The 13,915-nt window shown below is 42.2% G+C and carries 5 protein-coding genes and 5 pseudogenes; 7 read left to right on the top strand and 3 right to left on the bottom strand.

Annotated features, from left to right (window positions below):
* The first annotated feature begins 1 nt into the window (after position 1).
* The 3 genes and pseudogenes from DXA05_RS16460 (at position 2) to DXA05_RS16470 (ending at position 5,056) form a co-directional block, all read left to right on the top strand.
* On the top strand, positions 2–1,162 hold the full coding sequence (locus DXA05_RS16460) for an aspartyl protease family protein (RefSeq protein ID WP_128859393.1): 1,161 nt from the start codon (positions 2–4) through the stop codon (positions 1,160–1,162).
* A 20-nt stretch (positions 1,163–1,182) separates the two neighbouring features.
* Positions 1,183–2,471, top strand: a pseudogene (locus tag DXA05_RS16465) (thioredoxin domain-containing protein).
* 156 nt (positions 2,472–2,627) lie between these two features.
* Positions 2,628–5,056 (top strand): annotated as a pseudogene (locus DXA05_RS16470) (glycoside hydrolase family 20 protein).
* A 193-nt stretch (positions 5,057–5,249) separates the two neighbouring features.
* On the opposite strand, the gene trxB reads toward DXA05_RS16470, so the two are convergent.
* The 3 genes and pseudogenes from trxB to DXA05_RS16485 all read right to left on the bottom strand — a co-directional run bounded on the left by trxB (position 5,250) and on the right by DXA05_RS16485 (position 9,394).
* On the bottom strand, positions 5,250–6,200 hold the full coding sequence (gene trxB, locus DXA05_RS16475) for a thioredoxin-disulfide reductase (protein ID WP_004315443.1): 951 nt from the start codon (positions 6,198–6,200) through the stop codon (positions 5,250–5,252).
* A gap of 35 nt (positions 6,201–6,235) precedes the next feature.
* Complete coding sequence (locus DXA05_RS16480; RefSeq protein ID WP_128859394.1) at positions 6,236–6,883, bottom strand: LolA-like putative outer membrane lipoprotein chaperone; 648 nt, start codon at positions 6,881–6,883, stop codon at positions 6,236–6,238.
* Between the two features lie 19 nt (positions 6,884–6,902).
* A pseudogene (locus DXA05_RS16485) lies at positions 6,903–9,394 on the bottom strand (DNA translocase FtsK).
* Between the two features lie 126 nt (positions 9,395–9,520).
* Between DXA05_RS16485 and DXA05_RS16490 the strand changes: the two are divergent.
* From DXA05_RS16490 to DXA05_RS16505, 4 genes and pseudogenes are all read left to right on the top strand, one after another.
* A complete protein-coding gene (locus tag DXA05_RS16490) occupies positions 9,521–10,177 on the top strand; it encodes a DUF5063 domain-containing protein (RefSeq protein ID WP_128859395.1) in 657 nt (218 codons plus the stop codon).
* 8 nt (positions 10,178–10,185) lie between these two features.
* Positions 10,186–10,854, top strand: coding sequence for a 3'-5' exonuclease (locus DXA05_RS16495; protein ID WP_128859396.1), 669 nt, complete (start codon positions 10,186–10,188; stop codon positions 10,852–10,854).
* Positions 10,855–10,959: 105 nt separating this feature from the next.
* Positions 10,960–12,136 (top strand): annotated as a pseudogene (locus DXA05_RS16500) (class I SAM-dependent rRNA methyltransferase).
* A 522-nt stretch (positions 12,137–12,658) separates the two neighbouring features.
* Positions 12,659–13,908, top strand: a pseudogene (locus DXA05_RS16505) (nucleoside permease).
* The last annotated feature ends 7 nt before the right edge of the window (positions 13,909–13,915 follow it).

Genomic DNA, 13,915 nt, shown 5'->3' on the forward strand with positions numbered 1-13,915 from the left:
CATGAAAAGAATAGGAATACTGACCGGCTTATGGCTGCTATTATTTCTAAACTGCGGACAAGAAACGATAGCGCAAATCCAGAATAAAGTTTGCGATACCATTCCTTATGAATTCATTCAGGAGAAAATCATTATACCCGTTACTGTTAATGGTGTAAATGTAAAATACATCGTCGATACAGGAGGAAGAACCGGGACTATGTATGACGCCGCAACTGAAATGAAAGCTACTGCCGCAGGATATATGCGCATTTCCGATGTGAATGCACAAGGCTCCAACTATCAGGAAGCCCACGTACAAAATATTTCCATCGGAAAGAACTACAAAATCAAACAGTTGAAAACGATGGTACTACCTAAGAATCCATTCTTCACAGAACTGGGAGTTGTCGGAATTCTGGGAGGAGATGCCTTTGCACAGTCGGTAGTAACATTCGATTCCCGTTCTAAAATAATGGTAATCAACTATCCTTATCGTCCCGAAAAGTTAAAGGTTACAGATGGAATTCCGCTGCTGGATGAAACTGAACATCATTCCATTGTCAACGTTCGCTTAGGAAACAATGATTTAAAAGTTCTGTTCGACACAGGTGCAGGAGGCTTTCTGCTTTATTGTACGGAAGATTACAACAGGTTGGCTGACATTTCGCAAGTTACCAATCATGGATATGGTATCGTAGCTGCCGGAATAACAGGGTTGGGCAAGCCGGTAGATATTAAAAAAGTATCTGTACCTTCCATCAATATCATGGGAAAAGAATTCACGAACGTAGGTAGTACAACAACTGTCATGAATGGAACTATCATCGGGGTGGATCTACTGAAATATGGTAAAGTAATTATTGATTATATGCGGAGACGTTTTTACTTCCTCCCATTTGAAGAAGGAAAAATCGACATGGGTGGTGCTCCCGCTCTTTGGAACGTAAGCATATTACCGCGCAACGAAAGATTCGAAATTACAACTATATGGGATAGCATGAAAGATACAGTTGCTTTCGGCGACGAAGTGATTAATATCAACGGAACTTCTCTTAAAGATTGCCCCATGAGCCAGATGGCCGTAGAAGAAATTATGAATGCTATACCTGGTGATACCGGCTATATTATCATCAAAAAAGATAATCAAGAGAAAAGAATTGAAATCAGGAAAGAGAAATAAACTTTAAACAGAAAGAATATATGAAACGAATAATAACTAAAATGTATCTCTGTTTGCTTGCATTTTGTATTACAGGAGGCATCAGTGCGCAAACACAAAACAGTATGACAGAGGTCATTCCATTCAAAACTATTGATGGAAAAATTATCGTGGAAGCCACTATAAATGGTGAAGCAGCTGACTTTGTCCTTGATTTATCGGGACATAACGCTCTACTTCCTGAAGCTCTCAAAAAGTTACACATCAATACAGAAAAGAGAGGAACTTTTAGTTCTTACCAAGATTTTGTATTTAAACAGGTACCTGTTGGAAAGGTATATGAAATGGGAACAGTAGCTATTGGTAAAAATACATTTGCAAACGATCTTCCGGCTTTCACATTAGAAGACGAACCTTATCTACGCAAGCTAGGGGTTATGGGTGTATTAAGTGGTGCTGTTTTCCGCACTTCTGTATTAACCATTGACATGCAACGGAAGAAAATTACGATTACACAGCCCTACCGCCCTTCTTATATGAAACTTAACTATCGGGAAAATTTCAACCTGATAACGGGATTAGGAATAGTATGCCCGATAAACATCCAGGGAAAGCCGATATCTCTTGTCCTAGATACATGGAGTGAAGGATTGGTGAATCTTACTGAAGCAGATTTCAATACATGGAACACACAATATACCAAAGGAAGTAACCAAAAAGTCTCCAATGGATATAAAGAAACAAGGAAAGAAGAGGAAAGCCTCATCCTACCTGAAACGATGTTTGTAAAAACAAAGATTGAAGATGCCATAGCAGTGAAAAACCCATTCTTGAAACGTTCCGTATTAGGCAAAAAGATATTGGACTACGGAATTATATCTATTGACTATATTCATCAGAAAATTTACTTTCAACCATTCGATATGGTTCCTATACCGGAAGCGGAAGCTAAAGTGACGGAAACAAAAGTTGAAGATGGTAAATTGAATCCAATTACCCGCCAGTTCTTCCTCGAACACATTTTCGACTACCGAAAGGAAATGATTTCATCTATAATGGAGACAAACCGATAGTTATCGATTTTTGGGCTACATGGTGCGGTCCATGTATGCGTCTACTTCCGGAAATGGAGAAACTAGCTGAAAAATATAAAGGAAAAGTTATATTCTATAAGGTAAATGCTGATAAAGAAAAAGATTTATGTAGCCATTTTAGTGTACAGGCATTACCTACGTTATTCTTCATCCCGGTAGGCGGCAAACCGATAATCGAGGTTGGTGCTACGCCGGAAAAGTATGTGCAAATCATTGAAGAACAACTTCTGAAATAAAACATCTCTCTTAATATATAACTATGTAAATCTAAAACTTTAGCTAAGAGCCGGAATCCGTTCCGGCTTTTTTATTTCCATATCATTGGAACTTATCATTAAAACAAGTACATTTGCCCTGTCAAATCTATTTATAACTTAACACACATTTTGACCATGAAGAAAAGTATTTCTCTTCTTCTTTTGTCTCTGCTTATGATTGCCCCCAGTTGCCAAAAGACAAAAGAAGCGGTGAACGAGTACAACATCGTTCCCAAACCCAATCAAATTCTCCCACAAGAAGGACGTTTTGAACTAAACAGCAAAGTCAGTCTGGTAATTCCTGCCGATGCTCCGGAAGTTAAAGGTATTGCCGACAGCCTGGCCGAACGTTTAAAACAGACAGCAGGAATCTCGTTGAAAGAGGCAGAAAGTGCAGATGGAAAATCAGCAATCTGTTTTGTTGTACAAGAAGGTATGCCGAAGGAAGGATATAAATTATCCGTTACTCCCAGTCTCATCACGCTTACCGCTTCTCAACCGAACGGGTTCTTCTACGGCGTACAGACACTTTATCAGTTACTCCCTCCGGCGGTTTACGGAAACCAGTTGGATAAGAAAGCAAACTGGTCGGTCCCTGCTGTAGAAATAGAAGATTCGCCCCGTTTTGTTCACCGCGGACTGATGCTGGATGTTTGCCGCCATTATGTACCGATTGACTATATTTACAAGTTTATCGACTTGCTGGCAATGAACAAGATGAATGTTTTCCATTGGCATTTGACAGACGATCAGGGATGGAGAATCGAAATCAAGAAATATCCTAAATTGACAGAAATCGGTTCTAAACGTGAAAAGACATTGGTAGACTATTACTATGTAAATTATCCGCAAGTATTCGACGGAAAAGAACACGGAGGGTATTACACACAGGAACAAATCAAAGATGTAGTAGCTTATGCTGCAAGTAAATATATCAACGTTGTTCCCGAAATAGAAATGCCGGGACATGCGTTGGCTGCACTGGCTGCCTATCCGGAACTGTCATGTGATTCTACACAGACTTATAAAGTATCTCCTACATGGGGTGTATTCGAACAGGTGTTCTGTCCGAGTGAAACAACTTTCAAATTCTTTGAAGGAGTGATGGATGAAGTAATTGAATTATTCCCTAGCGAATACATTCACATCGGTGGCGACGAATGTCCCAAGACAGCATGGAAGAACAGTGCTTTCTGCCAGCAGCTAATCCGCCAGTTAGGACTGAAGGATGATACGACTCCCAGCAAGACGGACGGAATAAAGCATAGTAAAGAAGATAAGTTGCAGAGCTATTTTGTTACCCGCATGGAGAAATATCTGAATGGCAAAGGCAGGAACATCATTGGTTGGGATGAAATCCTCGAAGGTGGTCTGGCTCCAAATGCGACTGTTATGTCATGGCGTGGTGTAGAAGGAGGAATGAACGCTGCCAAAGCCGGACATAATGCAATCATGACTCCGAACCCTTATGTATATCTGGACTACTACCAGGAAGAACCGGAAATTGCCCCGACTACTATCGGCGGATACAACACACTGAAAAAAACATATAGTTACAACCCTGTCCCGGATGATGCAGACGAGCTTGCCAAGAAGCATATCATCGGAATACAAGGTAATATATGGAGAGAATATATGCAGACTTCCGAACGTACAGACTATCAAGCTTTCCCGCGTGCAATGGCTATTGCCGAAACGGCCTGGACACAAAACGCAAACAAAGACTGGAAGAATTTCTGCGAACGAATGGTAACTGAATTTGAACGTTTGGAAGTAATGAACACCAAACCTTGTCTCAACTTCTTTGACGTAAACGTAAATACGCACGCGGATGAAAACGCTCCTTTAATGGTATTGCTGGAAAGTTCTATCCGAATGCAGAAATACGGTATACTACGGATGGCAGTGAACCAAACAAAGCATCCACTCTGTACGAAAAGCCTTTCGTTCTGGAAGGTAATATCGACCTGAAAGCCGCTGCTTTCAAAGATGGGAAAATGCTGGGTAAAGTAGCTCACAAGCCATTATATGGTAATTTATTGACAGGAAAGCCCTATACTGTTAATTATAAAATGGGATGGACAGGCGATATATTTGATGAAAACGATGTATTAGGAGCTGACAAGACAACCTTCGGACTGACCAACGGTAAACGAGGAAATAACGCTTCTTATACTCCGTGGTGCAGCTTTGGTATTGTTGAAGGTAAAGACTTGGAATTTATCGTTAATTTGGATAAGCCGACACAAATCAGCAAAATAATTTTCGGTTCTTTATTCAATCCGGCTATGAGAATTCTTCCTGCAGGAGGAGTTGCCGTAGAAGTATCAGCAGATGGCAAACAATACACTCCGGTAGCTGAAAAAGCCTTGAAACACGATTATCCGGAAACAGGACGAATTGCATTCACTGATTCCATTGAATTTGAGCCAACACAGGCTACCTTCCTGAAAGTTAAGATTAAGAATGGCGGCACACTGCGCAATGGGGTTAACTTTGAAAAGAACAATGGCCCGGAAGTAATTCCTGCCGAATTATGGATTGATGAAATAGAAGCTTATTAAACAAAGCTAACTATATTTATGCGGATTTCACGGTGCTGACTCAACAGGACGTGGAATCCGCATCATTTATTCCGGACCTGAATAACAGAACGGTGAACGCTAGTTTAATACTAATGTTCACCGTTTTATTTATAATCAATCACACCCTAAAAGGCATAATTATCATCATTCGTTTACACCGAAGATATATTTATCACACAAGTCCTTTGGAAGAAAGGTAACGTTCTGCCTCCAAAGCAGCCTTACATCCACTTCCCGCAGCTGTAATAGCCTGACGATAATGCGGATCGGCCACATCTCCTGCTGCAAAAACTCCGGGCACTTTCGTACGAGGGCTATCACCGTCTGTAATAATATAACCTACTTCGTCCGTATCGATATACTCCTTAAATATTTCAGTATTTGGTTGATGTCCGATAGCCAGGAAGAAACCGTCGATAGGCAAACTATAACGTTCTTCATCCGGTTCACCCCAACGTTTCACCAGGTTTACACCCTCTACGCCATTGTCACCAAACAAACCAACTGCATTGTGTTCAAAAAGAACTTCAATCTTCTCATGGTTCATGACACGTTCCTGCATAATCTTCGATGCACGCAAGAAAGGTTTACGAACGATCAGATATACCTTGGATGCAAGACCGGCAAGATAAACCGCTTCTTCACAAGCAGTATCACCTCCACCAACTACAGCAACCACTTTCTTACGATAGAAAAATCCGTCACAAGTAGCACAAGCGCTTACACCCATTCCGGCATATTTCTTTTCATCCTCCAGTCCCAGATATTTAGCAGTTGCCCCGGTAGCAATAATCAATGATTCCGTTTCAATCACTTTATCACCGTCAATTGTTATTTTATAAGGAGCTTTGCTTAAATCTGCTGCCGTAGCGATACCAAAACGAATATCTGTTCCGAAACGGCTTGCCTGTGCACGCAAATCTTCCATCAACTGCGGGCCACTGATACCTTCCGGATAACCGGGAAAGTTTTCTACATCTGTCGTAGTAGTCAACTGGCCGCCCGGCTGCAATCCTTCATATAGTACCGGACATAAATTTGCACGTCCTGCGTAAATCGCTGCCGTATATCCGGCAGGTCCTGAACCTATAATCAGGCATTTCACTTTTTCTATTTCTGCCATTTTAATTTATCTTTATTGTTTTGTTATAAAACATGTTATCTCAAATCTATCACCTCTGCATTGGGATATTGTTTTTTATCAAAAGTAAAAACACGATCCATATAATTCTGCCCGGTCTGATAATTTGTAACGGTTATCTCATTACGTGTCTGCTGTCCACGCTGCTGAAGCAAAATATATAGAGGTTCATAAGTGTCCTTCGTCACAAAAAGAGTGATACGTTCCAACTCCTGTTTCTGATCCCTGGCAGTCAGAACGACTTCCCAAACGGATTTTCCACGAAACGTTTTGGTTGCCCCCAACTTATAAGAGAATCCTTTCTGATACATATACAGAAAGGTATACGGATTTATCTGCTGCAACTCTTCCTGCGTCGGATTACTGACATTCACTTCATCATTCTTTGTCACATAACTCCATTGCGTTTTTCCGTCAAACCAAGTGATGATATCAGATGTTTTCAGTACGAATTTCTCTCCTTTCAACTGAATTGTTCCGTTTTCAGCACCTTCTACCAAGCCGTTTGCCACAGCCTTTACAGTAAAATCAGCCTTCACGCCACCAGCTTTGCGAAACGCCTCTGCCGTTTTGTCAAGAATGACTTTAGCCTGTGACTGCTGTTGTTGAGCAATCACAGGCAAAGACAGTAAAGCTATTAAAACACTAAAAATGTACTTTCTCATTTGATTAATAAACGAACTATTACTGTAAATTGTTCAATCGCATTTCAAGATCATTATCGTCAATACACAATACGTCACGCGCCTTACTTCCTTGTGTAGGACCTACAATTCCGGCTTTCTCCAATTGATCCATTATACGGCCGGCACGATTATAGCCAATCGCAAATTTACGCTGAATCAATGAAGTGGAACCTTGCTGATGAATAACAACCAACCGGGCTGCATCTTCAAACAACGGATCAAGGCGTCCCATATCAATATCCCCTACTTCACTATTACTATCTTCACTCACATATTCGGGCAAGAAGAACGGAGTAGGATAACCTTGCTGACGGGCAATGAATTTTGTAATCTCTTCTACTTCCGGCGTATCTATAAAGGCACACTGTACACGTACCGGATCAGCTCCCTGCAAGAAGAGCATATCCCCTTTACCAATCAGGCGGTTAGCACCCGGACGGTCAAGAATAGTACGAGAGTCCATCATGGCAGATACACGGAAAGCGATACGTGCCGGGAAGTTGGCTTTAATCGTACCCGTAATGATATTGGTAGTCGGACGCTGTGTAGCAATAATCATGTGAATACCGACAGCACGTGCCAACTGCGCAATACGGGCAATCGGAAGTTCCACTTCCTTACCGGCAGTCATAATCAAATCTCCGAACTCGTCAATAACCACTACGATATACGGCATAAACTTATGCCCCTTTTCCGGATTCAGACGACGGTTGATAAACTTTTCATTATATTCTCTGACATTACGTACATGCGCCATCTTCAGCAGGTCATAACGGGTATCCATCTCTACACAAACAGAGTTCAGGGTTTGCACAACCTTCGTTACGTCTGTAATAATCGGTTCGCCTCCATCAGGAAGTTTGGCCAGGAAATGATTTTCAATCACCGAATAGATGCTGAATTCTACTTTCTTCGGGTCGACCAGTACAAATTTCAATTCTGCCGGATGCTTCTTATATAATAAGGAAGTAATAATAGCATTCAAACCGACTGACTTACCCTGACCGGTTGCACCCGCCACCAATACGTGCGGCATCTTGCAAAGGTCGAACATAAAGACTTCATTCGTGATGGTCTTACCCAATACAATAGGCAGATCATACTTGGATTCCTGGAATTTCTTACTTCCGATCACACTTTGTCCGGAAACGATCTTCGGATTCTTGTTCGGCACTTCAATACCGATTGTTCCTTTACCCGGTATCGGAGCGATGATACGGATACCGTCAGCAGAAAGGCTTAATGCAATATCATCCTCCAAACCACGGATTTTAGAAATACGTACTCCTTGCTCCGGAGTGATTTCGTATAGAGTTACCGTAGGTCCTACCGTTGCTTTAATCGTACTGATTTCGATTCCGAAACTGCGCAATGTATTGATGATACGATCTTTGTTTGCATTTTGTTCGTCCATGTCAATCGTCGGATCATCATTTTCGAAATGTTTCATCAGGTCGATAGTCGGGAAGCGGTAGTTTTCCAAATCCTTAGTAGGATTATAAGGTTCAAGTTCCGGTCCCTCATATTCTTCTTCAGAAGTCGCAGGTTCTACTTCAAACCCGGGTTCCGCCTCTTCCAAAGGTTCGTCCTGCACAGCGGGAACAGGATTAGGAACAGTCGGTTCAAACACCATCGTCACTCCTTCACTTTCATCAGACAAAGGAGACTCTTCCGGCTCCGGCTGGTTGACTGGGAATTCATCTTCGGGTTCTTCAGCCTGTATATCCATCACTGGTGCCGGAGGAGGTGTCTGTTTATACGTCCGTTTCAAATTGAACTCCACTTCCTGCGGTTGGGAAGTCGTGAATTCCTGATCGCCTTCTCCTTCCGGGGTGACTTCTTCCTTCTCTTTCTTTTCGCGTTTTAGGAGCTCAACGCAAAAAGTTTACGCAACCAAATAACAGTACGCGCACTTATATATATGAAGAAACAGATAGCAGTTATCAACAGGATCATCCATACACCAGGTACTCCTACTTGTGAGATTAACCAACGACTGACATTGTATCCATGCATACCGCCCAGATAAATGAAAGAATCCTGATAATGATCCATAAAAGCAAATCCGAAGAATACGGAGAACCAGACTAATAAGAGCGTGCAACCAATAAACCACTTCCACAAGCGGACCACACGTACACGCATCAACTTCAATCCTGCCACTGCCAGAAAAACAAGTATAAAGAAAGAGGAAATGCCGAAACAGTCGTTTATCAGATAGCTTGCCAACTGCGCTCCACGTGAACCGGCATAATTCTTCACCTGATTATTAACAGCCGCCAAATCCGCCGAACTACCGCTATCGATAATACTTTGATCGGCAGCCCCCGTAAAGAAGAAGGAAGAAAAAGCCAACAACAAGTAAACGGAAAAGATGACCAGCATCAATCCAATCACAAAATGAACAGTTTCATTCTTACATACAGCCACAATTTTACTGGGGGAAGAGGGAGTGCTTTCTGCCTCCTTATCTAATTTCTTCTTTGCCATGAGTCTTTTATTCTATTTTTATAAAACTGGAATGAGATTCTAAGCCGCAAAAATAATAAAAAAATAACGAGCACTACGCTCATTCAATCCTTTTTCTTACCTTTGCGTTTCAAATCAATATAGATCATGGAAAAAGAAAGCCAAACGATATTTGATAAGAACGTAATTGAGTTCGTTACAGTAGCCGCCGAATTTTGTGCATTTCTCGAACGTGCCGAACGCATGAAGCGTAGTACTTTCGTTGATACATCATTAAAAATACTCCCCCTGCTCTATCTCAAAGCATCTATGCTACCCCAATGTGAGACGATCGGGGACGAGGCACCCGAAACGTATGTCACAGAAGAGATTTACGAAATTCTGCGTATTAATCTTTCAGGATTGATGGGTGACAAGGATGATTATCTGGACGTATTCGTGCAAGATATGGTTTATAGCGACCAACCTATCAAAAAATCAATATCGGAAGATCTGGCTGACATTTATCAGGATATTAAAGATTTCATATTTGTCTTCCAACTGGGACTGAACGAAACAATGAATGATTCATTGGCTATCTGCCAGGAAAACTTCGGTACACTGTGGGGACAGAAACTGGTAAACACGCTACGCGCCCTTCATGACGTGAAATACAACCAAGAAGAAGAGGAAGAGAATGGTAATGAAGAAGGATTTTACGAACCAAGCGACGACAACGATTGTTGTGAAGAAGAAGGCTGTCATTGCCACGACGATGATTGCCACTGTCACGAAGACGGTTGCCATTGCCACGATGATGAATAAAAATAGAAATGATTGTAAGAAGAACCATAGATAAAGATGAACTAAAAGAACTCCCGAAAACTGTTTTTCCGGGACGAATTTACGTTATCCAGTCGGAAGCTGAAACGGAAAGAGCAGTAGCTTACCTCCAATCCAGATCTGTGATAGGCATTGACAGTGAAACGCGTCCTTCCTTTACCAAAGGGCAATCGCACAAAGTAGCACTCCTCCAGATTTCTTCTGAAGAATGTTGTTTCCTATTCCGGCTCAACATGACGGGATTGACCCAGCCATTGGTTGACTTATTAGAGAACCCGGCTGTAATCAAAGTGGGCCTTTCACTGAAAGATGACTTTATGATGCTGCACAAACGCGCACCTTTCGCTCAACAAAGCTGTATCGAGTTGCAGGACTATGTGCGCCAATTCGGTATACAGGACAAAAGTCTGCAAAAGATTTATGCCATCTTATTCAAAGAAAAAATATCCAAATCACAGCGCTTGTCCAACTGGGAAGCTGATGTATTGAGCGACGGGCAGAAACAATATGCCGCCACGGATGCATGGGCTTGCCTCAACATCTATAATCTGTTGCAAGAGCTGAAACAGACAGGAGATTGGGAAATAGCTGCTCTCCCACCTGCTCCCAAGGAAAGGGAAGAAGTCACTACCGTTTCTATAAGCAACCAGCAGTCATAGACGATAAATGATAAGTGATAAATAATAAAATAAGTAATTAATAACCAATAACAAAACTATCTCAATCCTCCTCTCCCTGGGAGAAGGTTAGGGAAAGGCTATATTATGCATAAAGTATATCTCAAACCCGGTAAAGAAGATTCTCTTAAGAGATTCCACCCCTGGATTTTTTCCGGTGCTATCGCCCGTTTTGACGGAGAGCCCGATGAAGGTGAAGTTGTAGAAGTATACACCTCCAAAAAAGAATTTATTGCCGAGGACATTTCCAGATCGGAAGTATTGCTGTGCGCGTACTGTCTTTCCATCAGGACCTATCGATCACGGTTTTTGGAAACGCAAACTGGAAATAGCATACGATATGCGTCGCAGTATCGGCATCGCCACCAATCCGACCAACAACACTTACCGGCTTGTTCATGGTGAAGGAGACAATCTCCCCGGACTGGTTATTGACGTTTATGCCAAAACTGCAGTCATGCAGGCACACTCTGCAGGAATGCACGTAGACCGCATGACAATTGCCGAAGCTTTATCCGAAGTAATGGGCGACAAGATCGAGAATATCTATTATAAATCAGAAACAACTCTTCCTTTTAAAGCAGATCTTTTCCCTGAAAACGGTTTCCTGAAAGGAGGAAGCAGTGATAATATCGCGCAAGAATATGGTTTGCAGTTCCATGTAGACTGGCTGAAAGGTCAAAAGACCGGATTCTTTGTAGACCAGCGCGAAAATCGTTCTTTACTGGAACGTTATGCCAAAGACCGCTCGGTACTGAATATGTTCTGCTATACCGGCGGATTCTCATTCTATGCCATGCGCGGAGGTGCAAAGCTCGTCCACTCTGTCGACAGCTCTGCCAAAGCAATTGATCTGACTAATAAAAATGTAGAACTGAACTTCCCCGGTGATTCCCGCCACGAGGCTTTTGCCGAGGACGCTTTCAAATATCTCGACCGCATGGGCGACCAGTATGATTTAATCATTCTCGACCCGCCCGCATTTGCCAAACACAAAGATGCCCTGCGGAATGCTTTACAAGGTTATCGCAAACTGAATGCCAAAGCATTCGAGAAAATCAAACCGGGCGGCATCCTGTTTACTTTCTCTTGTTCGCAAGTAGTAAGCAAGGACAATTTCCGTACTGCCGTGTTTACCGCAGCAGCCATATCAGGACGTAGCGTACGCATCCTGCATCAACTGACTCAACCCGCCGACCATCCGGTAAACATCTACCATCCTGAAGGAGAATACCTGAAAGGCCTGGTACTCTATGTAGAATAACCGGATTCACCACGGATTACACGGATTAACACAGATTTTTATCACAAAGTCATGCAGGAGTTCCACAGGGTGGCACAGGGTTTCACGGAGTCCTTTCCTTTTCTAAAATGAGAACATAGAATCCGAATATGATGATTGATTGATAAAAATCTGTGTTAATCCGTGTAATCTGTGGTGAAACAGAAGGGCAGTAACAGAAAAATGGAGGATTCAAAGTTAATTAGAGTTAACAAATAGAAGATTTTCGAGAAAACATTATGTTGTATAACATAAACCGTCTATCTTTGCACTGTGTTTTTCATGGTATTAGATTTAAGGTTAACAAAGATTGGCTGTCTGGGATAGATAGCCTTCTTTTTTTTATACCCCCTTCATTTGTTTTTTCACGACCAAATCTCTTCTTTTCTTCGCATTTATGCCATTTTTATCCCCTTTTTATCAAATTACTAGTCTACCTATTCAATGAAAATATTATATTTGCAAGGTTTATGAACGTGAAGAGAAACACAAATTAAAAAAGTCATGAGTATAAAAGTTCGTTTGATTATTATGAACTTCCTGCAATTCTTTGTATGGGGGTCCTGGTTAATATCATTAGGTGGTTATATGGGAAGAGAACTCCATTTCGAAGGAGGGCAGATCGGAGCCATTTTCGCCACTATGGGGATTGCCTCTTTGGTAATGCCGGGTATTATTGGTATTATTGCCGATAAATGGTTTAATGCAGAACGTTTATACGGCTTTGCCATATCGCAGGAGCCGGATGCCTCTTCTACGCTTCTACCGCAACAGGATACGATCAGATGTATTGGGCCATGTTACTCAACTTGTTGGTATACATGCCCACGCTATCCCTCGCTAACACTGTATCGTACAATGCACTGGAACAATATAAATGTGACCTGATTAAAGACTTCCCTCCCATCCGTGTATGGGGAACGATCGGTTTTATCTGTGCCATGTGGGCGGTCGACCTTACCGGGTTTAAGAATTCAAGTGCACAGCTTTATGTAGGCGGTGCTTCCGCGTTACTGCTCGGGCTTTATTCTTTTACCCTTCCTGCTTGCCGACCGGCTAAATCAGAAAACAAATCATGGCTCTCCGCTTTCGGTCTGGATGCGCTGGTGTTATTCAAGAAAAAGAAGATGGCTATTTTCTTCCTTTTCTCCATGCTTTTAGGTGCGGCATTGCAGATTACAAATACTTACGGTGATCTTTTCTTAAGTAGTTTTGCCAGCATCCCCGAATATGCAGAATCATTCGGAGTGAAACATTCGGTAATCCTGCTGTCCATCTCGCAGATGTCGGAAACTCTGTTTATTCTTGCCATACCTTTCTTCCTGCGTCATTTCGGAATCAAGCAAGTCATGTTAATCAGTATGTTTGCCTGGGTGTTCCGGTTTGGGCTGTTCGGCTTCGGAGATCCGGGATCGGGACTATGGATGCTGATCCTTTCCATGATCGTTTATGGTATGGCCTTTGATTTCTTCAACATTTCCGGTTCATTGTTTGTTGAACAAGAAGCCAATTCTTCCATCCGTGCCAGTGCACAGGGGTTGTTCTTTATGATGACCAACGGACTGGGAGCCATCATTGGCGGATATGCCAGCGGTGCGGTAGTAGATGCATTCTCTGTGTATGCTGACGGCAGACTGGTGAGTCGCGAATGGATGGATATCTGGCTGATATTCGCAGCATACGCGCTGGTGATCGGCATCCTGTTTGCCTTGGTATTCAAGTACAAACACCAGCAGGAGAGTAAAACAAATTAAGTAAAAG

Source organism: Bacteroides sp. AM54-2NS, assembly GCF_003602935.1.
In the GTDB taxonomy this organism is placed as follows: Bacteria; Bacteroidota; Bacteroidia; order Bacteroidales; family Bacteroidaceae; genus Bacteroides; species Bacteroides xylanisolvens.